At 51.1% G+C, this 24,873-nt stretch carries 18 protein-coding genes and 1 pseudogene; 13 read left to right on the top strand and 6 right to left on the bottom strand.

Going from position 1 to position 24,873, the window contains the following annotated elements; all coding sequences use genetic code 11:
• Positions 1-157: 157 nt before the first annotated feature.
• The 3 genes from WG943_RS18675 (at position 158) to WG943_RS18665 (ending at position 3,812) form a co-directional block, all read left to right on the top strand.
• Complete coding sequence (locus WG943_RS18675; protein WP_025603860.1) at positions 158-2,002, top strand: DUF6035 family protein; 1,845 nt, start codon at positions 158-160, stop codon at positions 2,000-2,002.
• A 125-nt stretch (positions 2,003-2,127) separates the two neighbouring features.
• On the top strand, positions 2,128-2,844 hold the full coding sequence (locus WG943_RS18670) for a type IV toxin-antitoxin system AbiEi family antitoxin domain-containing protein (RefSeq protein ID WP_340411334.1): 717 nt from the start codon (positions 2,128-2,130) through the stop codon (positions 2,842-2,844).
• A complete protein-coding gene (locus WG943_RS18665; RefSeq protein WP_340411333.1) occupies positions 2,841-3,812 on the top strand; it encodes a nucleotidyl transferase AbiEii/AbiGii toxin family protein in 972 nt (323 codons plus the stop codon). The genes WG943_RS18670 and WG943_RS18665 overlap by 4 nt, the downstream gene beginning before the upstream one ends.
• A 92-nt stretch (positions 3,813-3,904) precedes the next feature.
• Here WG943_RS18665 and WG943_RS18660 read toward each other — a convergent pair whose 3' ends face one another.
• Both WG943_RS18660 and WG943_RS18655 read right to left on the bottom strand, forming a co-directional pair.
• The gene (locus WG943_RS18660; protein WP_025603864.1) at positions 3,905-4,114 is read right to left on the bottom strand and encodes a heavy-metal-associated domain-containing protein; all 210 of its coding nucleotides are present in this window, start codon (positions 4,112-4,114) and stop codon (positions 3,905-3,907) included.
• Between the two features lie 112 nt (positions 4,115-4,226).
• Positions 4,227-6,494 carry a heavy metal translocating P-type ATPase gene (locus WG943_RS18655; RefSeq protein WP_025603865.1) on the bottom strand — a complete coding sequence of 756 codons (2,268 nt, stop codon included), beginning with the start codon at positions 6,492-6,494 and terminating at the stop codon, positions 4,227-4,229.
• Between the two features lie 397 nt (positions 6,495-6,891).
• On the opposite strand from WG943_RS18655, the gene WG943_RS18650 reads away from it, so the two are divergent.
• The 6 genes and pseudogenes from WG943_RS18650 to WG943_RS18620 all read left to right on the top strand — a co-directional run bounded on the left by WG943_RS18650 (position 6,892) and on the right by WG943_RS18620 (position 15,247).
• Positions 6,892-7,323, top strand: a complete 432-nt coding sequence (locus WG943_RS18650; RefSeq protein WP_340411330.1) for an HYC_CC_PP family protein — start codon at positions 6,892-6,894, stop codon at positions 7,321-7,323.
• Positions 7,324-7,466: 143 nt separating this feature from the next.
• Positions 7,467-10,673, top strand: a pseudogene (locus tag WG943_RS21250) (efflux RND transporter permease subunit).
• A 31-nt stretch (positions 10,674-10,704) separates the two neighbouring features.
• Positions 10,705-11,922, top strand: a complete 1,218-nt coding sequence (locus WG943_RS18635; RefSeq protein WP_340411325.1) for a TolC family protein — start codon at positions 10,705-10,707, stop codon at positions 11,920-11,922.
• Complete coding sequence (locus tag WG943_RS18630) at positions 11,900-13,228, top strand: efflux RND transporter periplasmic adaptor subunit (protein ID WP_340411323.1); 1,329 nt, start codon at positions 11,900-11,902, stop codon at positions 13,226-13,228. The genes WG943_RS18635 and WG943_RS18630 overlap by 23 nt, the downstream gene beginning before the upstream one ends.
• A 4-nt stretch (positions 13,229-13,232) precedes the next feature.
• Positions 13,233-14,447: an efflux RND transporter periplasmic adaptor subunit gene (locus WG943_RS18625; RefSeq protein WP_340411320.1), complete on the top strand. Its 1,215-nt coding sequence runs from the start codon at positions 13,233-13,235 to the stop codon at positions 14,445-14,447.
• 155 nt (positions 14,448-14,602) lie between these two features.
• Positions 14,603-15,247: a DUF3347 domain-containing protein gene (locus WG943_RS18620; protein WP_340411318.1), complete on the top strand. Its 645-nt coding sequence runs from the start codon at positions 14,603-14,605 to the stop codon at positions 15,245-15,247.
• A 265-nt stretch (positions 15,248-15,512) separates the two neighbouring features.
• Here the strand turns inward: WG943_RS18620 and WG943_RS18615 are convergent, their stop codons facing one another.
• Complete coding sequence (locus WG943_RS18615; protein WP_340411316.1) at positions 15,513-15,821, bottom strand: hypothetical protein; 309 nt, start codon at positions 15,819-15,821, stop codon at positions 15,513-15,515.
• Positions 15,822-16,166: 345 nt separating this feature from the next.
• On the opposite strand from WG943_RS18615, the gene WG943_RS18610 reads away from it, so the two are divergent.
• From WG943_RS18610 to WG943_RS18595, 4 genes are all read left to right on the top strand, one after another.
• Positions 16,167-16,754: a helix-turn-helix domain-containing protein gene (locus tag WG943_RS18610; RefSeq protein ID WP_140455324.1), complete on the top strand. Its 588-nt coding sequence runs from the start codon at positions 16,167-16,169 to the stop codon at positions 16,752-16,754.
• Between the two features lie 249 nt (positions 16,755-17,003).
• Positions 17,004-17,645: a hypothetical protein gene (locus WG943_RS18605; protein WP_340411315.1), complete on the top strand. Its 642-nt coding sequence runs from the start codon at positions 17,004-17,006 to the stop codon at positions 17,643-17,645.
• Between the two features lie 85 nt (positions 17,646-17,730).
• Positions 17,731-18,045, top strand: a complete 315-nt coding sequence (locus WG943_RS18600) for a phosphoribosylpyrophosphate synthetase (protein WP_140455323.1) — start codon at positions 17,731-17,733, stop codon at positions 18,043-18,045.
• Between the two features lie 11 nt (positions 18,046-18,056).
• Positions 18,057-20,198, top strand: a complete 2,142-nt coding sequence (locus WG943_RS18595) for a copper-translocating P-type ATPase (RefSeq protein ID WP_340411314.1) — start codon at positions 18,057-18,059, stop codon at positions 20,196-20,198.
• A 194-nt stretch (positions 20,199-20,392) separates the two neighbouring features.
• Here the strand turns inward: WG943_RS18595 and WG943_RS18590 are convergent, their stop codons facing one another.
• The 3 genes from WG943_RS18590 to WG943_RS18580 all read right to left on the bottom strand — a co-directional run bounded on the left by WG943_RS18590 (position 20,393) and on the right by WG943_RS18580 (position 24,458).
• The gene (locus tag WG943_RS18590) at positions 20,393-21,004 is read right to left on the bottom strand and encodes a DUF2911 domain-containing protein (RefSeq protein WP_340411313.1); all 612 of its coding nucleotides are present in this window, start codon (positions 21,002-21,004) and stop codon (positions 20,393-20,395) included.
• A gap of 42 nt (positions 21,005-21,046) precedes the next feature.
• A complete protein-coding gene (locus WG943_RS18585; protein WP_340411312.1) occupies positions 21,047-21,853 on the bottom strand; it encodes a PepSY domain-containing protein in 807 nt (268 codons plus the stop codon).
• A gap of 88 nt (positions 21,854-21,941) precedes the next feature.
• On the bottom strand, positions 21,942-24,458 hold the full coding sequence (locus WG943_RS18580) for a multicopper oxidase domain-containing protein (protein WP_340411310.1): 2,517 nt from the start codon (positions 24,456-24,458) through the stop codon (positions 21,942-21,944).
• Positions 24,459-24,873 lie beyond the last annotated feature (415 nt).

The following is a 24,873-nucleotide window of genomic DNA, read 5'->3' as shown; positions in this document are numbered from 1 at the left end:
TAAAAAGGCTTTAATACATTTTAAAACAGTTTCTAAGATAGTACAATTTTTTCTTCTTTAATATTGATTTGCCTTTAGATACTAAGCATAGATAAATTAACATTATATTGTGGTAATATTACATAAATCTTCTCAATATTAATTCTTATATAATCCTATGGAACGCGCAAGAAAGCTTACCATTGAAGATGTTTTGAATTTTGAAACAGGTGAGCATATAGACGCTTATAACTTTTTCCGAAAGCCATTGGATGAGGTTACTGAGTTCCGGTCTGAGCTACAGAGGGCCATTGCTGGTTACCGGGATCCGCTTTTTGTCTGCTATTATTGTAAGCAGATGGTCAGGATCAGAGGCGGGAACTTTAGGGATAGCAGAAAGAAGAAGGATAGTTTTCACTTTGCACATCTGCATGACAGTGCGGCCTGCCATATTAAAACCAATAACAGCTACTCAAAAGAGGAGGTGGAACGCATCAAGTACAATGGTGCGAAGGAAAGCGCCTTGCACATCCACTTAAAGGAACAGATTGCCTCTTACCTGAATAAAAATAGCCTATCTAAGAAAGAGGTATCAGACATTGAGGTGGAAAAAGTGGTTAAGAGCAGGCTCATTGAGAGGGAGTGGCGGAAGCCTGACATTAACGCCTTTTTCAAGGGAGAGCGCATGGCCATTGAGCTGCAGCTTTCTACCACCTGGTTAAGTGTGATCACTGGAAGGCAGCACTTCTACCGGGAACAAGGCTGTTACATACTGTGGGTGTTCCACCAGTTTAACCTTGATGATGATATAAGAAAGCTTACCTACAATGATGTAATCTTTACTAACCACCACAATGCCTACGTGTTTGATACGGATTGCAGCTGGAGATCAGAACTTGAAAATGATCTGGTACTAAAGTGTTATTATAAAAAACACTATCAGGAGGGACTTGAAATCAAAGATGCTTGGGAAATGGCCTATGTAACCCTATCAGATCTAACCTTTGATGCTACTAACTTCAAAGTGTACTTTCACGATTCAAAAAAACAAAAGGGAGAGGTGGAGCTAGCCGTCGGCAAGGAAAGAAAGAGAAGGGAGCTTTTGGAAAGGGAGCAAAAAATTGAAGCCGAAAAACGCCGGGCCGCGCAAGTCAGAATACAGGAGCAAAGAAAGGCTGAAGAGCAAAGAAAGCTGGCTGAGTATACCAAGTTAAAACGTACTGTATCAGAGCTGACTCAGCAGCTCACTGAGCTCCACCAAGAGAAAGAAAACTTGGAGAGGAAGGCAATACGATTACAGGAAAGAATAGAAAATAGGACACAGATTTTGTCAGATCTTGCGGCTTATGCCGATAAAGCTTATGACTTCATAGCTGGCAAAAGTCCCTCAAACCCTTTCCATGGGAACCATGAATATGGCCATTATGAAATGGTGAACTCATTGCGCTCGGAGTTTTTAGAGTCTATAAAAGGGCTAGAGGCAAGGCTTTCCCAATCAAGCATAGAGAAGAGCTATTGGCTCAAGGAACAGGCTGGCCTTCCTACACTGGAGCAAATAGCAATAGCGGGAGTAAGTTACCAAATTCTGCCTGGGGCAGATGAATACTTCCAGATGATAAGGCCTCATTATGCTCAAGTCAAGTTTATACCTAAGTCAGCTGTGGGAACACTTTTCGAGGGGGCGGAACTACGGCCAGTGCTTTCCGAAACCAACCTAGTGGAGGTCTTTACTAAGAGCAGCTTATTTCTTCTGGTCGAACATGGTCAGGATATACTGACCTTTGCTGATAAAGTAGAGGCTTGCCAAGGAGCCATTTCACAGATTAACGAGTTGAAACTAGAGTTAAAGGTGCAACTGCAAGATAAGGTAAGGCAAATTTATGAAGCGGAGATTGCTGACTTTAGACTTGAAAGGTTGAATAATGAAAGTAGAAGTGAAGCATTAGATGATGAGATAGCCATTTTGCAAATGGAAGTGGTTAGCCTAAAATGCATCTTGGATGATTTAAGAAGCTTCTTTTAAAGTTTTTACTATCGTTTTGTCAAGTTTAATAACAAAAAAACTTGACATCTAATAAACAAGCTACTACCTTTATAGAACCATTAGGCTAAACCAGTGCACAACTTAGAAAGGAAGTGATGAGCATCATGCAGCAAGTCCGGGAAAGAATTGAACAGGCCCAACCCGGTCAGCTGCTCACTTACGCTGATTTTCAGGTAAATGATAGCCAGCTGGAAGCCCTGGCAGCGGCACTCAGCCGCCTGGCCAAGCAAGGGGTGGTCAACCGGCTGGCAAAAGGCCGCTACTATAAGCCAAAGGAAACTGTTTTCGGGAAAGTGAGACCATCCGAAAGAGAGATCATCAAGAGCCTGAGCACCTCCAAAGGCGAAGTCAAAGGGTACGAGAGCGGTTTGGGGCTTTACAACCAGCTGGGTCTGACCACGCAGGTTCCCCAGGAGGTGACGCTAATGACACGCAAGCAGCGCCGGGTAGCGAATGTAGGGAAAACCAAAGTCCGTTATGTTCAAAGCCCCACCAACTTCAAGGAGTCTGACATTGACAAGCTTCAGGTCCTGGACGCTCTGCGCGGTTACAAGAAGATTCCGGACCGCAACAGCGAAAAGACGATCCTTATTCTGCTTAAGTATATCAAAGAGCTAGCCGAACGCGACATGGATCGGCTCATAGAGCTGGCGCTGGACTATAACCCCGCTACCCGTGCCCTGCTGGGAGCCCTGCTGGAGCGTCTGGGCTTTACAGAGGAGGCAGACAGACTAAGGCAGTCACTCAACCCGCTGACTAAATACAAACTGGGCATTAGCGAGAGCATACTGCATAACAGAAAAGACTGGAATATCATATGAACCTGCACCAAAACCCGGAGGTGTTTCGGGATGCCATTACGGCCACGGCAGAGGCCCTGCAGATCAGGGATGTGTATGTGGAGAAAGACTACTGGGTGACGCTGGTGCTTTACCGCCTGGCCCACTCCCCCTACGTGGAGCAAGCCATCTTCAAGGGCGGCACATCGCTATCCAAGGCTTACAACCTGATCGAGCGTTTTTCCGAGGACATCGACTTGGCCATCAACGCCGACGAAGGCATGACCAACAACCAGGTCATGCAGCTGATCCGCAAAATCTCAAAAGAGATCACAAAGGACATGGTGGAGGTAGATGATCCGTACCGGACCAGCAAAGGCTCCCGCTTCCGCAAAACGCTGCACGACTACGGGGCCTCCGTGCAGGGAGACTATGGCCAGGCAACTGACAAGATCCTGATGGAGATCAACTCCTTTGCCAGCCCTAATCCACACCAGCTGATGCCAATTAAGACCTACATCAGCCAGTTTATGGCTCAGCGCGGATTGCTGGACATGATCAAGCAGTATGGGCTAGAGCCTTTTGAGGTAAATGTAGTGAGTCTGGAGCGCACCTTCGCAGAGAAAGTGCTGGCCCTAGTAAGGGCCTCTCATGCCGAAAATCCAGTAGATGAATTAGGTAGCAAGATCCGCCACGTATATGACCTGCACGCCATGCTAAAAGCACCTGCAGTGACCGCCTTTCTGCACAGCGAAGACTTCTCTCAAATGATCAAGGCCGTACAGGCCGATGATGCCCGCAACAGCGAGTTTCAGGGCGACTGGGCTACGCAGCCGCTGGATGCCTGCCTGCTGTTCGCCGACGTGAGAGGAGCCTGGAATTCTTTGGAGACTGCATACCAGCAGGAATTCCGTTCCTTAGTGTACGGTACGCTGCCTGACCCGGAAGAGGTGATTACTATTTTAGAAATGATCTCCGCACGTATCAAAGCGCAAAAGAGTAACCTTTAGTACATAAGAAGGGATATTGCGATAAAAGAAAAGGCTCCTCATTCCGAAGAGCCTTCCCTTACTTATAACGAACCATTCCGGCTATTACTGATTTAAATAGGTTGTGCCTTAAAGCCAGCCTTCTCTACAGTGGCGATGACCTCACTGGCAGAGAGAGAGTCTGTTTTCACGGTAAGCACTTTGTCTTTGTTGGCTGTATCCACAGTCCATTCGCAAACACCTTCGGCGGCGTTAAGTACTGGGGTTACTTTAGAAACACAGCCGCCGCAGTTTATATTGGTTTTAAACTTTAAGTCTTTCATGTTTTTATGCTTTTATAAGTTATACTTAGTTTGGATCTTACAAAGATAGGTCAGGTCAATACCTTTCTTGTTACACAATATTTCTTATTTATTATATAATTATTCACCACAGTTACAGTTTCTGCGCCTTCAGCCTTAAACTGTTCGTAACTACAGACACAGAGCTCAGAGCCATGGCCGCACCTGCAATCATGGGATCCAGCAGGAAGCCATACAGCGGGTAAAGCACACCTGCAGCAATGGGAATACCTATCAGGTTATAGATGAAGGCCCAGAACAGGTTTTGCTTAATGGCCCGCACCGTTTGCTTCGATAGCTTCAGTGCCTTAGGAACCTGCTGCAGATCGGAGGAAATGAGGGTCATTTTGGCGACATCAATGGCTATGTCAGAGCCCTTGCCCATGGCTACACTTACATCAGCCTGTGCCAGTGCGTGCGAATCGTTGATGCCATCCCCCACCATGGCTACTACCTTGCCTTGAGTTTGCAAATCTTTTACAAAAGCGGCTTTATCCGAAGGCAAAACCTCAGCTTTATAATTCCTTATGCCTACCTGTGCTGCCACACTGGCAGCGGTTTGTTGATTATCGCCAGTGAGCATGTACACCTCAATATCCTGCTCTTGCAATGTTCGGATGGCTGCCGCCGAACTTTGCTTGATTTGGTCTGCAATGGCTACTAAAGCTACAGCACTACTGTTCTCTGTAAAGAAGATAACAGTTTTTGCCTCATCTCTTAAAGAGCTGGCTAGCTGTGTCAGCTTCGCATCAACATGTACGCCTTCCTCTTCTAGTAATCTATGATTACCTGCTAAATACCGGTTTCCGTGCAAGGAAGCTTTCACCCCGCGCCCGGTTACACTATCAAACGTGTCCAGCTCAAGTGACCTTACCTCCTGGTCTTTCAGGTAGCGGACCACTGCTTCAGCCAACGGGTGCTCTGACTGCAGTTCCAATGACAGCAGTATGGTTTGCAGGGTTTGTTTTCGGGCTTCCGCTCCACCAGCCCAAATTATATCCGTTAATACAGGTTTGCCCTCCGTTATGGTGCCCGTCTTATCAAGAATAACAGCATTCACTTTATGGGCCTGCTCCAGACTTTCGGCGTCTTTAATCAAGATGCCGTTCTCAGCACCTTTGCCCACACCCACCATGATAGCGGTTGGGGTTGCCAGGCCAAGGGCACATGGGCAGGCAATCACAAGTACGGTGACCAGGGCCAGCAGCCCTTGCGTCAGTGCATTGTCACCGCCAAGCATCAACCAAGTCGTAAAGCTTACTAGCGCGATCAGCAGCACGACTGGCACGAAAATACCCGCGATCTTGTCCACGAGTTTCTGTACCGGTGCCTTGGATCCCTGCGCTTCCTGCACCATTTTGATGATTTGGGCCAACATGGTCTCACTGCCTACCTTCTCGGCCACAAATCGGAAGCTGCCCTTCTGGTTGATGGTGCCTGCATACACTTTGTCTCCTTTCTGCTTGGCCACCGGTACGGGTTCCCCCGAAATCATCGACTCGTCTACATAGGAAGTGCCTTGCGCCACCTCTCCGTCCACAGGTATCTTTTCGCCGGCACGCACCAGCAGCAGGTCGCCTTTCTGCACCTGTGAAATTGGCACCTCCCGCTCGTGCTCCCCCTCTACCAGCCAAACGGTTTTGGGCTGTAGGCCTATCAGCTTCTTAATGGCGGTGGAGGTATTGGATTTGGCCCTCTCCTCCAACAGCTTGCCCAGCATGATGAACACGATCACGACGGCCGCGGCCTCGAAGTACACGTGGGGGTGCAGCCCGCGTGTGTGCCAAAACTCCGGAAAGAAGGTGTTAAACACACTGAAGCCAAAGGCAATGCCTGTACTCAATGATACCAGCGTATCCATATTTGCCTTTCCGTTTCTGGCTTGCTTAAAGGCATTGATAAAGAAGCTTCGGCCAAAGTAAAACAGCACCGGGGCGCTCAGCACCATCATGATCCAGTTCCCGTAAGGCATATCCATAAAAAACATCCCGATGATAAACACCGGCAGGGTAAGAATGGCTGCTGCGATAGTCCTCTTCTTCAGCGTCTGGTAACGGTTATGCTGCTCTTCTTCCTGCTTCTCCTGGGCGTTTTCCTCATCAACGATCAAGTCAAAACCTATCTCCTGCACATTTCGCTGTATCTCGGCAAGGGTGATTTTATCAGGGTTATAAGACACCTGCAGTGTCTGGGAGGCAAAGTTCACCGCTGCCTGCGACACTCCAGGCTGGGCTCCTACCATGGATTCCACGCTGAGGGCGCAGGAGGCGCAGCTCATACCTGTAACCGGTAAAGACACTCTCTGCTCCTGTGCAGTAGGCTGACCTACAGCCTTATCAGGGGTAAGTACTTTATTCTCCATTTTACCACTCATTTAGTCGTTCTTGATAACACAAAGGTACATCCTGACCCAGCGCTTGCTATTACAAAATTCTAGCAAAGAGTTACAGACTTCCTCTGATAGCATGCTGTAGACAGTAGGAGCTGTTGAAATACAACAGACCGGCTTTTGCTAACTGTCACCCACAGCCACAGTGCCTATTTTATTTACGGGAGCATACGTAACTTAAGGCTGAACAAAAGGGAGCTGAAAGTCGTTTGTTAGACCCTTAAAGTGGGGCGTAAAGCTACTCTCTGTGCTTTATAGCCTATATAGCTGCATGACCTAGTCAAGAGAGTCCAATAAATATGTAAAATAAAATGCTAATTATGTAACAGTGCCAGCTGCTTCTATTGTAACTTTGTGGCAAAATCATCTTATGAGAGTGCTTCACCGGATCATACTGCTAACGCTTGCACTGCTAGTGCTTGTCTCCTCGACAGGCATCTCGGTAGGGATGCATTTATGTGCCGGAGAGATACGCGACCTGAATTTGTACGGGCAGGCAGATGAATGTCCCATGGAGCAGATGAAAGAAAAGCTGCCTCCTTGCCACGCCCCTGAGGAAGAGCCTAAGGAGAGAAGCTGCTGCGAAGATCACCAGTTGACCATAGAGCGCCTGGATATAACCACGGACACGAAGGCGCTTACGCCCACCAAAACGCTGGATCTTAAGTTCATTGCCGCTGTAAAAGTGGTGATACTGCAGCTTTTTGCCCCTCAGGAGGAACTTAAACCTGCTTACGCGCTTTACACCTCCCCTCCCATTGCCCGGGACATACCTGTTCTGGTGCAGTCCTTTCTTATTTAACCTTACAGTCTTACAGGTGCCTCTCTGGGCAAGTGTGCTGGTGTAGCCTAGCCACACTATTGCCTGTCCGTTGGCACTATGTCCGTCTCAGTCATTTCCTGTGGCTGCCAGTCATTTCCTGTTAAGGTTACTCATTTATTCCCATGATCGAAAAGCTAATTTCCTTTTCGCTCCGCAACCGTGTGATGGTGCTGCTCATCGCTGCATCGCTGTTTGGCTGGGGCGTCTATTCCGTGCAGACAAACAAGGTGGATGCCATCCCGGATTTGTCTGAAAACCAAGTCATCGTCTTTACCGAATGGATGGGCCGCAGCCCGCAGCTCGTGGAAGACCAGATTACCTATCCGCTCGTGACGAACCTGCAGGGCCTACCCGAGGTGAAGTATGTGCGGGGAACGTCCATGTTCGGCATGAGCTTTATTTATATCATCTTTGAGGATGAGACGGACGTGTACTGGGCCCGCACCCGCGTGCTGGAGCGTCTGAACTCTGTTGGCAATATGTTGCCTGAAGACGCAACCCCTACCCTGGGCCCTGACGGTACCGGTGTCGGCCACATCCTGTGGTATACCCTAGATGCCCCCGGCATGGATCTGGGTGAGCAGCGCGCCGTACAGGACTGGTACGTGAAGTTCGCGCTGCAGAACGTGGAGGGTGTGAGCGAGGTGGCATCCTTCGGGGGCTTTCAGAAACAGTACCAGCTCACCCTTGACCCCAACAAGCTCACTTATTATAACCTCTCCGTTCCGCAGGTGATTCAGGCGGTGCGGGCCAACAACAATGAGGCGGGAGGTCGCAAGTTTGAGCTTTCGGATATTGGCTACATCATCAAAACAACCGGTTACTTAGAGTCTGCCGAAGAGATTGAGAATATACCCATCATCACCAGTAACACCATCCCGGTACGGGTAAGGGATGTGGCCTCGGTGCAGATGACAGGTGAGAGCCGCCTGGGCATCTTCGACCTGAACGGCGAGGGAGAGGCCGTGGGCGGCATCGTGGTGATGCGCTACGGGGAAAACGCCGCAGAAGTAATCGCAAACGTGAAGGTGAAGATGGAGGAAGTAGCCAAAGGTCTGCCCGAAGGCATGAAGTTCAACATCGTCTACGACCGTAGCGGCCTCATCAACGAAAGCATAGACTCAATCAAAGGCACCCTGATCGAGGAAATGATCGTGGCCTCGCTGGTGGTGCTCCTCTTCCTCTTCCATTGGCGTAGTGCCCTGGTGATCATGATCCAGTTGCCGCTCTCCGTTGCCATTGGTTTTATCCTGCTCAATGCCTTCGGTATCTCCTCCAATATCATGTCCCTGACAGGCATTGCCCTTTCCATCGGCGTGATCGTGGATGACGCCATCGTGATGGTGGAGAACGCCTACCGGCACCTGGCCGATGCGACGAAGGGCAAGTCGTGGGAGGATTAAGTATCAGCATTCATAAGTAGAGTGAACATGAAACTGTCAAAAGAAAAAAGAATTCAAATCATAGAAAAGGCCAGCAGGCAGGTAGGCCCCAGCGTGTTCTGGAGCACGGTGATTATCATTGCCTCCTTTCTGCCGGTGTTCCTGCTCACAGGGCAGGAAGGCAGGCTCTTCGGCCCGTTGGCCTGGACAAAGACATTCATCCTGATAGTGGATGCTGTCGTAGCCATCACCCTCACGCCTGTGCTGATCTCTTTCTTCTTAAAAGGAAAGTTCAAGGAGGAGAGCGCCAACCCAGTTAACAGAGCGCTGGAGAAAGTGTATGGGCCTGTGCTGAGGTGGTGCCTGAAGTGGCGCAAAACCACACTGGGCATAAACATCCTGGCGCTGGTGATCTCTATTCCCATGCTCTTTAGCCTGGGCACAGAGTTCATGCCGCCGCTGGATGAAAGGTCCATCCTTTTCATGCCCGTCACGCTGCCCGACATTTCCAACGCAGAGGCCAAACGCATCCTGCAGGTACAGGACAAAATCATTAAGTCAGTGCCCGAGGTGGAGAGCGTGTTGGGCAAGGCCGGCCGCGCCAGCACCGCCACCGACAACTCCCCTATCAGCATGATTGAGACAATCATCATGCTGAAACCGGAGTCAGCGTGGCGCGAGGGAGTTACCAAACAGGACATTATCCAGGAGCTGGATGCCAAGCTGCAGATACCAGGGGTGGTCAACGGCTGGACCCAGCCCATCATCAACCGTATCAACATGCTGGCCACCGGTATCCGCACCGACGTGGGCGTGAAGGTATACGGCCAGAACCTGGACTCCATAGCGGCTGTGTCTGAAAAGGTTAGAACGGCGCTGAACGGAGTACCGGGTGTGAAGGACTTGTACGTGGAGCCGATCACAGGCGGCAAGTACCTGGAGATCGACATCAACCGGGAGGCCTTGGGGCGCTATGGACTGACGGTGGACGATGTGAACATGATCGTGGAGTCGGCCTTGGGCGGCACGCCTATCGGAAACACCATTGAGGGGCGCGAGCGCTTTTCCATTAACGTGCGGCTGGCGCAGGAGTACCGTAACAGCGTAGAGCGCATTCGGCGCATCCCGATCCAGACTTCCTCGGCTGGCACGGTGCCTTTGTCCTCCGTGGCCACCGTCCGATTTACTGACGGACCGCCCATGATCAACTCGGAGAACGCGCAGCTGCGCGGGGCGGTACTGTTTAATGTACGGGACCGTGACTTGGGCAGCACCGTGCAGGAGGCCATCGAAAAGATCAACAAGGAAGTGACAGGCATACCGGAGGGCTATTATCTGGAGTGGAGCGGGCAGTGGGAAAACCAGGTACGCGCCAATAACACACTCAAAATCATCATCCCGCTGGTGCTGGTGATTATCCTCCTCATCCTATACTTCTCCTTTAAGTCCCTGAAAGAAGCACTCATCAACCTGGGTACTATTCCCTTCGCCTTGATCGGGGGTGTGTACATTGTGTACTTCTATGGCGTGAACCTGTCGGTGGCCGTGGCCGTGGGCTTTATAGCCCTGTTTGGCCTGGCCATGGAGACAAGTATGCTGATGATCGTGTACCTGAATGAGGCGATGAAAGAGCTGGTGGCCACGAAAGGCAACTCCCGTGACACGATCACGAAGCAGGATATCCGCGACTATGTCTTTAAAGGTGCGGCCAAGCGCCTTCGCCCAAAGATCATGACGGTGTCAGTGTCCCTGTTTGGCCTGATCCCGGTGCTGTGGGCCACCGGAGTAGGATCGGACATCATGCTACCGATTGTGCTCCCGCTGATCGGGGGGGTGTTTACCTCTTCGGTTCACATCCTGCTGGTAACGCCGGTGGTGTTTGAGATGACAAAAGAGTATGAGTTAAAAAAACACGGCAAATTGGAAATTTACGATGTTAAGCATTAAGAAATGTAAGTGTTTTGTTTGGTTGTTTGTGATGCTGCTGGCCAGCGCTCCGGCGCTGGCCCAGCAACAGACCATGAACCTGGACAGCGTATTGCAGCGCATCAGCAGCAGTAACCCGATGCTTCAGGAATATGACTACCGGGCCAGGGCCATGGATGCCTATGCAGAAGGGGCAAGAAGCTGGATGGCACCCATGGTGGGTGGCGGCGTGTTCATGGCTCCGTATCCTGGCGCAGAAGTGATGGAGGGGGGTGACAGGGGCATGCTGATGCTGTCGGCAGAGCAGGACATTCCCAACCCTGCCAAGCAGCGGGCCAAAGAGAACTACATGAAGTCCAGAGCGGCTATCGAGAACGCGGGCAGGGATGTTACTTTCAATCAGCTACGGGCACAGGCAAAAGCCGCCTACTACAGTTGGGTGGTGCTTGAAAAAAAGATGGATGTGCTGCAGGATAACGAGCGCATTATGGAGTACATGCTCAAGCTGGCTAAAATCCGCTACCCTTACAGCCAGGGAAGTTTGGGAGGCGTGTACAAAGCAGAAGGGCGCCTGCATGAGGTGCAGAACATGCAGCTGATGACGGCCAGTCAGATTGAGCAGCAGAACGTGCAGCTCAATATACTGATGAACCTGCCTAAAGAGCAGCGGTTTCGCATCGACACTTTGGTAGCTATCCCGGAGCCGGCTCTTCTGGCGGTGGATACGAGTAGCCTGATCAACGCCCGAAGCGACTTGCGTCAGTTGGACAGGACCATTCAGTCGATGCGGCTGAACGTGGAACTGGAGCAGCTGGAGCGTAAGCCTGACTTCCGCATCCGCTTTGAGCACATGTACCCGCGTAACAGCATGATGCCGCAACAGTTCACGGCTATGGGCATGGTCTCTATCCCGATCGCCCCGTGGTCTTCCAAAATGTACAAAGCCAACACCAAGGCCATGAACCTGGAGATAGAGGCCATGCAGCAGGAAAAGGAATCTATTGTAAACGAGGCCCAGGGCATGATACGGAACATGGCTTTGGAACTGAACACCCTGCGGGCACAGACGGAGAATTATCAAAAAAAGATCATTCCCGCTCTAAAGAAAAACTATGATGTGACAATGCTGGCCTACGAGCAGAACACCGCGCAGCTGCCCGAGGCGATTGATGCGTGGGAGGCGCTGAACATGGCGCAGATGGAGTATCTGAACAGGCTGCAGGAGCTGTACTTAATGGTTGTGAATTATGAGAAGGAAATTGAAAAATAGCATTATTTATTTGCTGGCCCTTCTGGTGGTGATTACCCTGGGAGCCTGTAGCCATGACGAAACGGAGCATGCGGGAGGTGATACAGAATATACGTGCCCCATGCACCCGCAAATCGTGCAGAACGAGCCGGGCACCTGCCCGATCTGCGGCATGGACCTGGTGCCGAAGTCTGGGCATGGTACAGAGATCAAAATCACAGAGGATCTGGCGTTCTTGTTGAGGCCTACAAACAGTACCGTCGTTTCCTCGGTGGCCACGACAAAGCCCCAGGAAAAAACCGTGCAGGCTACGGTGCAAATGGAAGGCATCATCACCTACGATCCTCGCCGGATTTATACTGTGCCTGCCCGCGTGGGAGGAAGGATTGAGAAGCTGTATGTCAGGTATAACTTCCAGCCCATCCGCAAAGGGCAGAAGCTGATGGAGGTTTACAGCCCGGAGCTGATTACGGCACAAAAGGAGCTGTTATACCTGGTACAGTCGGCTCCCGAGGACAAACAGCTAATTGAGGCAGCAAAGCAGAAGCTCCTCCTGCTGGGTGCCACGGATGCGCAAGTCAGCCGTCTCATCCGAACCGGGGAAGAGAGCTATACTTTTGCCCTCTACAGTCCTTATGATGGCTATGTAATTGGCCTGAATGCCGCAGCCCCATCCGCTACACCAAGCACAGCGACGGGCGCTGCAGTAAGTGCAGGCGGTGGCATGGATGCCATGGGAGGCGGCAATGGTGCGGGCGCAGGAGCTAGCCCCTCGGCTACTCCCACTGCTGCGGCTGAAGATATCCAGCTAAGGGAAGGCATGTATGTGAGTACTGGGCAGCCGCTCTTGCGGGTGGTAAATCCAGATCAACTGTGGGCGGAGTTTAATGTGCCTGCCGCCCAGGTGAGCGCACTGGCCAAAGGAGCTCCGGTGCAGGTCACCTTTCCGCAGCTACCCGGCGAGCGCCTGGAGGCGAAGGTAGACTTTCTCCAGCCTTTTTATGAGGAAGGAGAGAGTTTTGCCAAGGTGCGGGTGTACCTGCCGGGGCAGCAAAAGCTGGCGATGGTGGGGCAACTGGTAACTGCCCGCGCCAGCTATACCACGGCTCCTGCCCTGTGGGTGCCTAAAGCTGCCGTGTTGGACATGGGCACCAGGTCTGTGGCCTTTAAGAAAGTAAACGGTGTGTTTGAGCCAGTGCCTGTTACGGCGGGCATAACGGAAGGAAATCAGACACAGGTCGTGGAAGGGCTACAGCAGAACGATGTGGTGGCCGCTAACGCGCAGTTCCTGGTGGACAGCGAGAGCTTTATCAAAGTAAATAAGTAAAAGCATGATGACAAGAGCAAGAAAGTATACCCTGTACCTGCTGGCTTTCCTGGTGGTAATTACCCTGGGGGCCTGCAGCCATGAGGAGGCAGCCCATACAGAGGGCGAAGCAACCACCTATACCTGCCCCATGCACCCGCAGATCGTGCAGAACGAGCCGGGCACCTGCCCCATTTGTTTCATGGACTTGGTGCCGGTGTCGCAGTCAGGCCAAAATGAGGGGGAGCTGATGCTGAGCGACAGCCAGATCGCGCTGGGGAACATCACTGTGAAACGGGTAAAGTATGGCGAGGTAGGCAGCAGTACCATCCTGACCGGGCAACTCGTGCTGGACGAGTCACAAACCGATGTGGTTAGCAGCCGTGCCGCGGGGCGCATTGAGCGGCTCTACATCAAAGAAACCGGACAGCGTGTTCAGAAAGGGCAGCCGCTCTACGAACTGTACTCGGAAGAGCTCCTGACCCTGCAACGCGAGTACCTGCTGGCCCTCAGGCAGAACCAGGAACTGGGACAGGAGAACCCTCGCTTTGCCTCTTTTCTGAAAGCTGCCAAAAAGAAACTCCTGCTCTATGGCCTGACGGAGGCACAGATCAGAAAACTTTCCAGTACGGATCAACTGAATGCCAGAGTCACGTTTGTAGCTCCAAGCGCAGGCGTAATAACAGAAGTTGCCACCGCCGAAGGGCAATACGTAGCAGAAGGCGGCGTGCTGTACAGGCTTGGCAAGCTGGGCAGCATCTGGGTGGAGGCCGAGCTCTATCCGCAGGAGGTGGCCCAAGTGCAGGTGGGGGATCCGGTTCAGGTGTCAGTACAGGGCTTTACCGAAGGGGCTATTCCCGCCAAGGTTACCTTCCTGAACCCGGAGTATAGTGCCGGGAGCCAGGTAGCTGTCATGCGTGCTGAGTTAAAAAACAATGAGGGGCAGTACTTGCCGGGTATGCAGGCCAACGTGACGCTCCCCGGTAAGAACGGTTCTGAACTGGTGCTGCCTAACGATGCGGTGATCCGGGATGAGAGTGGCAGCCATGTGTGGGTGCAGACAGGAAAAGGAACCTTTCAGGCACGCATGGTGACGCTCGGGGAGGAAAGCTTTAACAATGTCGCCATACTCTCGGGAATAAAAGAGAATGATAAGGTCGTGACTTCAGGGGCCTATCTGCTCTACAGCGAGTTTGTGCTGAAGAAGGGCGGCGACCCGATGGCAGGCCATAACCATTAAAACCAATGAAAGACTGCTGCAGGATAGCGCCCGACGAACCGAAAGAACCAAACAGCAAGAAATGGCTGAGATGGGCCGTTTACCTTATCGTAGGCGCTTTAGTCGCCTTTGTACTAGTAAATCAAATTAATTACTAACTCTAAATAAATTAAAAAATGAATCTAAGACCAATTCAAAGAATCGCATTTGCCGGGGCCGTAATGGGTGCCTTTACCTTTACTGCCTGTGCCGAAAAGCAGCAGGAAACAACGGAGGCAGCTCAGGATCAACACGAAGGAATGGACCATAGCACTATGGACCACGGACAGATGACAACGCAGGAGGTGGTAGAGGCTCCTGACTATACTTCGGTTGGCGGGCCTGTAAAGGCACAAGTGGCAGCTTTGGTAGACAATTACCTAAAGTTGAAGGACGCGCTCGTTGCTTCCAACGCGCAAACAGCGAAGGCAGCGGCTGAATCTGTACTTGCCGCCGCCGAAAAAATAGACCTAGCTAAGCTGGAGGGCGAGCAGAAAGCCTTTGCCGAAGAGAAGGTGGAGGAAGTAAAGCAAAGTGCCACCAAAATTGCTGAGGCAGGTGAGGTGAGCGCACAGCGTGAAAGCCTGGAGCTACTCTCAGAGGCTACGTTCTCGCTTACCAAGGCATTCGGCGCGACGGACCAGAAGCTCTACTACCAGCATTGCCCGATGGCAAACAACAACCAAGGCGCCTACTGGCTGAGCGCTAACCAGGAAATCCGCAACCCATACTTCGGCGAGCAGATGCTCAAGTGCGGCGGCACGGAGGAAGTGCTGAACTAAAACTAACCATGCGTGAGTCTGCCAGGGACTCACGCATGCATCTATAGCTGTATTCCCACCACAGGTGTTACTGAACCTTGGAGCGACTGGCTGAGAAGCTTTTTCCCCGAATATTCAGTATTAGTGGAGGCGTATCTTGCTTAAGTACAGTGCAACCCTGTATTTTATTGTTTTTTCTATATATTTACACTGTGCGAAGGTTAAGGGGCTGCCGCACAAAGGCCTTACTTCATGAGAAGAACCAGACATAACAAGAACTTAAACTTTACGGGGCTGCTTCTATTGGCAGTCTTCGTGAGCCTGTACCTTGTTCAGCTGGTTTGCAACCTGCCGCACCTGGCTGAGCGGCTCCAACCTGTAGCTTCCACTCCAGCACAACACCACAGCGCAGAGCATGGTGGGCATAGCCATAAACATGAAACCTCTTCGGAACATCACGGTAAGGAGCACGCACACCATGAGGAGAAGCATCCTGCGTCGTCAACGGAGGATAGTAGCTGTTGCTCTGATTTAGCTTACGCCCCTTTTTTAAAGAGCGCTCCTCCCGTGGAGCTGCCGTCGCTTGTAAAGGCATCGTATACCTTCATGGATAGCCTTTATCAGGCTGTATTACGCGCTTTTTATAAGAACTGTGTTACAGCGGTGTCGCACGCTCCCCCTGATCCCCCTGTTCCTAAAATACCTGACATCATAATATTCCTGCACTCTTTAGTCATTTGATGCACAAGCTGCTCCTGACCGCATCATGGAAGAGCTATGCTTTTCCGTCTCTGATGTGCGTGACCTTCTGTGCCTTTCACCTGCGCCGCTCTTCCTGGCTTGCAGTAAGGCATGTAACGCGCTGAATGTGTTTGTAACATCAAATGAAGCGGTAGTTCGCTTTTAAAGCAAGCTAGCCGCTAACATACTATTGGTTTAAATGAGTGAAGAGAATCAGCACCAAAGGGTGCTTCGCATTAAAAATATGGTGTGCCCCCGCTGTATTATGGTTGTGCGGGAAGAACTGGAAAAGCTGGGCCTGCCTGTTCTGGAGGTAGAGCTGGGTACAGCCGTTATCGGTGAAAACGAAGCGGTGGATGAAACGGCCATAGAAGCGGCCATGGCTCAGAAAGGGTTTGAGCTGCTCCACGATAAGCGAGAAGAGCTTGTAGAGAGTATCAAAGTAGCCGTCATTAATTTAGTTTATAGTGATGAGATTTCATCCCTTGCCACGAACCTGTCTACTTATCTGGCCGAGAAGCTAAACAAAGACTACTCCACCATCAGCACGGCTTTCAAAGCATCTGAGGGTATAGCCCTGAATAGGTACATTGTGCTACAAAAAATAGAGCGCAGCAAAGAGCTGCTCACTTACGACGAGCTTCCTCTTACTGCTATTGCAACCAAGCTCGGCTATAAAAGCCTGCAGCACCTTTCCAGGCAGTTTAAGGAAGTTACTGGCACCACCCTCAATCAATACAAGCGGCAGGGTGGCTCAGACCGTCATACTATCGATAACCTGTATTGATACTAAGGTTTCTCCACAGATATATAACGCTGCTCCATAAATTTATAAAACTGCCTTCGTCTCGCTCGAGTACTCTAAGTGTGTTCAAAGGCAACGCACCTGCTTAGCACTTTTGTGTGCAATCAGTGGCTGCTAATTTTAATATTATTGTGAGTAGTTAGGTATTGTGGAGGTTTAGTGTAAATCATAATACGCCCACTTAACTAACGCTTTATAAGAATGAAAAACACCTGTTTTTTACTACTCCTAATGTTGTTTTTATCTGTAATTAGTACCCAAACACTTTACGCACACGGAGGCGAGAAACACGGGAAGGCTGCCGCAAAGCAAGAGAAGCCGCAGATAGTAGATACCGCTGCCGTAGTGCAACCCGCAGTAGCTCCCGAAGCGCATGCCGCCCACCAGCAAGAACCGGAGAGTGCCCACGCCAGACCGGATGACTTCCCTAACATGCACCCTCTGCTTGTGCATTTCCCCATCGTGCTGCTGTTGGTAGCCGCCGCCGTGCAGCTCTGCAACATCCTTTTTCTGCGCAGAGAGCTGGACTGGATCACCACCATAGCCACCCTAATAAGCTTTGGCATGGCCTACTATGTTACTAAAATCGCGCATCCGCATACCAGCGGACTCACAGAACATGCAAAGCTTGTACTCGCCCAGCACGACTACTACGCCGACTGGACCATTTACTTAGCGGGAATAGGCCTGGCGGCACAGCTGCTGAGTCAGTTCCTGTTTAAGGGCCAGCGCTGGAGCGTGCTGGTCGTAGCCTTTGTTCTTACCGGTGCCGCTTACAGCGTGGCCATGGCAGGACATTATGGTGCGCAGCTCGTACACATAGAGGGAGTCGGCCCCCAAGGCAAGTACCTGGACACAGGGCACCATCATTAATTTAAAGGCGCAGCCCCATAGCTGCGCCTTTGCTTTTTAGCTGTGCGCGTAGATTCTAAATGTATGAAACTTAAAGCTGACAAGGATGAACAAGTACCACTACGAAACCATAGTCGAGGCGCTCCATGACTTAAAGAAGCGGGGCTATGTGGAGGACTTTAACTTACGCCCGTACTGTCTGGAGTGCCCCCGTTTACAACTGGAGTTAGGGGCGGGGGAGTTTGACATCAATGAGGTACATCGGTTTGAAGGAGCTAGCAACCCTGACGATAACTCGGTTGTGTACGCGATCTCCTCCGATCAGGGCGTAAAAGGTGTACTGATAGATGCTTATGGAACGTATGCCGATTCTGTTACGCCTGAAATGGCCCAAAAATTAAGAGTTGATTATCAATCTTAGAAGCTACTATCATGAATCATGACCATCAACACCACCAGGGGAAAAGTCAGCGCCAGCAGGCAAAGGATCAGAAAAACCAGGTAACAGAGCGGCTGGAGGAAAAGACACTGCACGCCCACCACAAGGCCATGCCGCATGGAGAAGGCACGCCCCCACCGCACGAAGAGCACATAGGCCACGCGGAACACGGGGAGCATGAGGGCCACCACGACCACCACCGCATGATGATCGAGGACTTTAAGAAACGCTTCTGGGTTTCACTTGCATTATCGGTTCCGGTTATCATCATCAGCCCTATGATCCAGGATATTCTGGGCTACTCTTTGAATATCCCCTACAACATGATGATTTCCTTTGTGCTTTCCAGCATCATCTACTTTTATGGGGGTTGGCCATTTCTAACAGGCCTTGCCGAGGAGGTTAAGAAAAAGGCCCCGGGCATGATGACGCTGATTGGCGTAGCCATTACCGTGGCCTATGTATACAGCACGGCAGTGGCCTTCGGGATAAAAGGCATGGACTTTTTCTGGGAACTTGCCACCCTGATTGTGGTAATGCTGCTGGGCCACTGGATTGAGATGCGATCTGTGTTAGGTGCCTCCAAAGCCCTTGAGTTACTGGTGAGCATGATGCCAGCCGAGGTTGCGCTTATCAAAGATGGACAAACCATAAAAGTGAAGGTAGAGGAGCTAAAAGCAGATGATCTTATTCTAATAAAGCCCGGTGAGAAAGTGCCTGCCGATGGCGAAGTGGTACAGGGAGATAGCTACCTGAACGAAAGCATGCTGACTGGTGAGAGCAAACCGGTGCAGAAAAAACCAGGCGATAAGGTAATTGGTGGCTCCATAAACGGCAACGGCTCGCTACAGGTGCGTGTGCAAAGCACCGGAAAAGACAGTTACCTGAACAAGGTAATTACCTTGGTACAGGAGGCTCAGAAAACAAAATCAGATACGCAACGGCTTGCCGACAAGGCTGCCAAATGGCTCACCTACATTGCCCTTACTGCCGGTACTTTAACCTTAGTCGCGTGGCTAATTGCCGGTGCTGAGTTTGGCTTTGCCTTGGAGCGGATGGTTACCGTTATGGTTATTTCTTGTCCGCATGCGCTGGGTTTGGCTATACCGTTGGTAGTGGCTATTTCTACAGCTGTATCTGCAAACAATGGGCTCCTGATCCGTAACCGTACTGCTTTTGAGAACTCACGCAACATCACCACCATCATCTTCGACAAAACAGGTACCCTAACCCAAGGCTCGCATGAGGTGGCACGGGTTGTATCGCTGAACCCGGCCTACACAGAGCAGGAATTGCTAAGGTTGGCAGCCGGAGTCGAGCAAAACTCAGAGCACTACATATCGCAGGGCGTGTTGCGCAAGGTTGAGACAGAAGGCATTACCATACCCGCTTCCTCTGACTTTCACTACCTGCCCGGCAAGGGCTTGGAGGGAACCGTGGAAGGAAAGGATGTGAAGGTAGTAGGGCCAAACTACATTAAAGAGTTCAACATACAAGTACCCGAAAACGATGCCGAAGATGGTGTAGAAACCGTGGTCTATATTATGATAGACCAACAGGTGGCAGGCTTTATCACGTTGAAAGACCAAATACGACCTGAGTCAGAGGAAGCCATAAAGATACTGAAAGAGAACGGCATTAAGAACTTATTGCTAACCGGTGACAATGAGCGTGTAGCCAAGAGCGTAAGCGACAAACTGGGCATGGATGGCTACCTGGCCAATGTGCTGCCGCACCAGAAGCAGGAGAAAGTAAAAGAGCTACAGCAAAATGGTGAGTTTGTGGCCATGACGGGCGACGGCGTGAACGACGCCCCTGCCCTGGCGCAGGCCGACGTGGGCATTGCCGTGGGCTCGGGCACCGATGTGGCCGCCGAGACTGCCGACATCATCCTGGTCAACAGCAATCCGCAGGACATTGCCTCGCTCATACTATTTGGTAAGGCAACTTACCGGAAAATGATCCAGAACCTGATCTGGGCAACGGGCTATAACGTGGTGGCGCTACCGCTGGCTGCCGGTGTGCTGTATCAGCAGGGTATCATGGTGTCTCCTGCTGTTGGGGCGGCGCTCATGAGCCTGAGCACCGTGATTGTGGCTATTAACGCGCAGCTGCTGCGTAGGCAGCTAAAGTAGCAGGTGGAGGTTATAGATCTTGCCGAGATCAGAGTCGGAAGGCAAGTTACGCCTCGTGTGGTGCTGGGTGTGGGAGCCAGCGCTACCAGTTGGTGCAGATGAATATTTGCGTCTGTTCCCAAAGTTATATTGCCTTCTATCGTTAAATCTATAAGGAGGTGTCAGAGCGCGTTTGCCACCTCCTTATGCTTTGATTACGAGTTAGATCTAACTGGCACCGTTAGTCCAACTTTATCCCAGGCAATAAGAATGTCGCCTTCTGAGCTATTTTTCCCAAGTATCTCATACTTCAATCTTTCCTGGTGTTGTTTCAGTTCCTCTGGCTTCACCTGCACTCGCAGCACATCCTTTTTCTGATCGTACTTGTCGGCCAGGTGCTGCTGCCAGTCCCTATTGAAGATCACCGTCCACTCATTTTTTCCCGGTATGGTAAATAAAGCATACTTACCGGCAGGTAATTCCTTGCCATCAATTATCAAGGCTTTATCAGTTTCAAAAGAGGTGGCCATGTGTGCTCCTGTTACCCATACCTGGTTGTACGGCACCAAACCTCCCCAAATAATTCGCCCTTTTACGCCCGGTGCATGGTAGTTTATTTTAATGTCTGCGTTGCCTATACTTCCTGCGGCTTCGGATGGGATGCTGCCTTTAATCGTGTCTGGCTGTGACTCCTGTGGCTCTGGGGTTTCTGCTATTTCTACAGAGGAAACCTGCTCCTGCTGGCTCTCCTCTGTGGTACTGGTGCAACTTGTTGTGATTGCTGCCGCTACGGTCGCAGCTCCTAAAAGGAATGTCTTCTTTTTCACGTTGAATTTATACTTTAGATAAGGGTTTATTAAGATGATGCGCTATACTTTCTGCACCCGCTTCTTTACTTTTCTTACCGACGGTGACGACATATAATACAGCACAAAGCCGGAAAGTATAGTAAGCAAGCCAAAGATAGAGAACGCTTTTAACAACACGTTTCCGAAATTGTCTCTGCCGGCGTAGTCCATGGTGTGCAGCATCCAGAGGAAATCGAATACGCGCCATTGGTCGTGGCGTATAGCCTGGAATGTACCTAACTCTGCTGAAACGTACACCGTACATTTGTCCGGCTTGCTAAAGGTTACGGCCCATGCTGGCAACGGTTTTTCGCGGTACTCGTGGTGCGAACTAACTTCTGTCAGGTACTCCACTTTATCCACTTTTATCGGATTCGCCATTTGCCGTTTGGCAACTACCACGGCCATATCTTCAGAAAGCGGTGAGACAAGCGCACCGGTCTCGGCATTGGCCAGCTGCACTTTTACATTGGAAGTATGGCTTGGCATGTGCCCCCCAGCTTCATGCTGCGCATGATCCACGGCACCCGAAAAGTAGCGCACCTGGTAAGTAGGCACACCCGCAACTTCGATCAGCTGCACCGACTGCACAGAGTCTACCGCCTTATTAGCTTTTAGCTGCTCCAGCACCACCTGCGGCGACACCATTTGCATAGACGCCGGGAAATATTTCTTCCCGCTCCTGAGGTGGTCCCCGTGTACCTTATCAATATCATTCCAGCTGAAGTATAACCCACCAAGTGTCCAGAAGAAGAATTGGATGCCTAACACAAGGCCAAGATAGCGGTGAGATTTGCGGATATAGTATTGCTTACTTTTTAGCTTCATCAGGCTAATATAACACCAAATCCACAACCGGTTCAATACTAGGCGCTAAAGTCTAAAGTTACCTACTTCAGGGAACGCAGAAACTACATCAGAAGCGCACCGTTAGGCCACCGCCCGCTCCGAAGCGGTTGTCGTAGCTGCCCATCAGCGAAAAACTCTTCGACACCAGGTATTCCAGCCCCACGTTCCAGGTGGTTTCGCTGCGGTAGTTATCTGCTTTACCTGTGCCCTCTTCCGGCTCAAAGTCGTTTACCCAGCCAAAGTCCGCCTGGTACTCATACTCTCCGAACAGGAACGTGCGTGGAAAAATCAACACTTCCCGGCCCAGACTTATCTGTGGCCTCAGCTTATTGTCTAGGCGCAGGTCGAGGTTAAACAGGTAAGGCGTCAGGTACCGGATACCGGCAATGGCAGTGGTTTCCACCTCGTCCATGCTATCCTCCTCCTCGTTCTCTACGTTCACACCGGCGAATACGCTCAGGTAGTCGTACAGGAATCTGCCATAGGTAAACTCCGCCTCCAGATTCTTGTTCCAGCCGTATTCTGCTGTTAAGGTAAACTGGTTGCGCAGGTTAGATAGCACCATTCTTGTCTCGCTCATGTGTGAGGCGGCATCCACGGCTCCCCAAAAGAAAAAGTGGTTACTTTTGTTTGTCAGCACATTGAGCGGGTACATTTTCAGGCGCGGGTCACGCGGGGTATCGTAACTGAAGATGCGGGCCATACCGGCATCCAGATGGTAGAGGATGTGGCAATGGAAGAACCAGTCGCCATACTCATTGGCGTCAAACTCAATCACCACCTTCTGCATCGGCGCCACATTTACCGTGTGCTTGAGCGGAGAATACTCCCCGTGCTCGTTAATCACCCGGAAGAAATGGCCGTGCAGGTGCATGGGGTGGTGCATCATGGTCAGGTTGTTTAGCGTGATGCGGGTAACTTCGCCCTGGTTGATTTTTATCTTGTCGGCTTCTTTTAACGGCACGCCGTTCATGCTCCAGATGTAGCGCACCATGTTTCCGGTCAAGTTGAGGAGTATCTCACGCACGGGTTTGCCTTCTGCAAAATCGGTTGGCTCCGGAGCCTTCAGGTAATCGTAATTATACTCGGCGAACATGTCCATGCCCGGCATGCCCTCGTGCTGCATGCCGATGCTTTTGCGTTCTTTTACGGAACTGGCCTTTGCTGTATCCACACGCTGCCCGTGCATACGGTGGTCCATTTCCATGGCAGCGGCGGTGTCTGGCTGCATCTCCCTGCCGTGCATGGTGTGGTTCATTTTGGCATGATCCATACCCTTTGCAGCGGTGGTATCTGTTTGCATTTTCTGGTGCTCCATTTTGGAGTGATCCATCTTTTTAGCGTTTATAGCGCCTGCCGTGTCCTGCTTCATCTCCATGTTGTGCTCATGCATCGGTTTCTGCTCCGTAGGCTGCGGCTTCATTTTGCCTTCCATACTTTTGTCATGGTTCATGTGCATGTCACCATCCATCTGCATATCGCCATCCATCTGCATGCCCCATTCTTTCATCATCTCGTAGGGCTCTACTTCGCTGGGGTTGAACTTGAGGGCGGGAGCCCCCATCTTCATATCCATGGCTGCCATTTGCTGCATCATCGCGATCTTATCAGGCCGGGGCACATCGGGTGCAGGTACTACGGGCCCCTGCCCCAGATAGGCGGAGGTATGGCCGGAGCCGTCCTGTACGGTGGCCTTTATTTCCAGCTTCCCGTTCTCGGGTACGGTCACTACAAAATCATAGGTTTCAGCAACGGCGATAAAGGTTGGGGCATGCCGCACCGGCACCACGTCCAGTCCGTCGGCGGCGATAAGCAAAGGCGTGGGGCCGCCAAAAGTGAGCCAGAACTGGCTGGATGCGGCTGCGTTGATCACCCGCAGCCTTACCTTTTGCCCCGGCTTATACTCTGGGTACTCCCGCACAGGCTGCCCGTTTGTCAGGAAGGCGGGGTAGTATATGTCAGCAATATCAGCACCCTCCATGCGCTGTTTCCAAAAATTCACCTGCGCCCCCAATGCTCCCCGGGCTATTACCATGCTTAGCGGTGTCGAAGTTCCCTTCTGGATGTCGTAGATTTCCAGGCCCCGCTTCAGCGTCTTGAGCACATTCTTAGGCTTCTCATAGGTCCAGTCCGACAGCACCAGCACCAGGTCGGTGTCATAATCCATGCGCTCCTCCCGGTCCTCTATCACAATGGAGCCGTATACCCCCGACTGCTCCTGCAAACCCGTGTGGGAGTGGTACCAGTAGGTGCCCGCCTGCTTTGTCGGGAACTCATAGGTAAACGTTTCTCCCGGCGGAATGGGAGGCGTAGTGAGGTAGGGTACGCCGTCGTAGAAGTTGGGCACCAGCAAACCGTGCCAATGCACAGAGGTTTCCACGTCCATCTCGTTCTTGACGTGCATTACTGCGTAATCTCCTTCGGTAAAGCGCAAGGTGGGACCGGGAATGGTGCCGTTGATGGTCATGCCCATACTTTTTTTGCCGGCTATCTTCACCTGCTGCTGGTCAATGGTCAGGTTGTAAACAATAGTGTCGGTTTGGGCAGCGGCCTCTTTTTGGGTAAGCGCAAGGTGTATTATCATGAAAATCACTAACGCTGCATAATTTCTACTATTCAGGATACTTTGCATAAGTATGGGAAATTTAATATACTTTGACTGGCTGATTTGCCCTACAGCCAAAGAGAAACTCTGCTCCGGCTTCCTATCCACTCAACTGACACAGCCTTTCAGTTAATTCTGTAAGCTTGAAGCTGGCGGTAATTCTGCTTTAGCTTTAAATAGTAAACCCCCACCACCGGAGCGACTGCAAAAATCTCCGACAGCAGGGGGATATTTCTATTGTACTTTTTTATGGCTCAAGTAACTATACATCAGTTTAGTTGTACGGTATTATCACCGGTTTCACTGGCTACTTAGTAGTTGCTCTTTGTACTTGCCACATCATTTTATACTAGTGTGGCAAACAATTTGGCTTTCAGTAAACCAGCTACCATAC

Origin of the sequence: Pontibacter sp. H249 (assembly GCF_037892465.1) — a bacterium.
Classification (GTDB): Bacteria; Bacteroidota; Bacteroidia; order Cytophagales; family Hymenobacteraceae; genus Pontibacter.
This window is presented reverse-complemented; position numbering and strand designations above follow the sequence as displayed.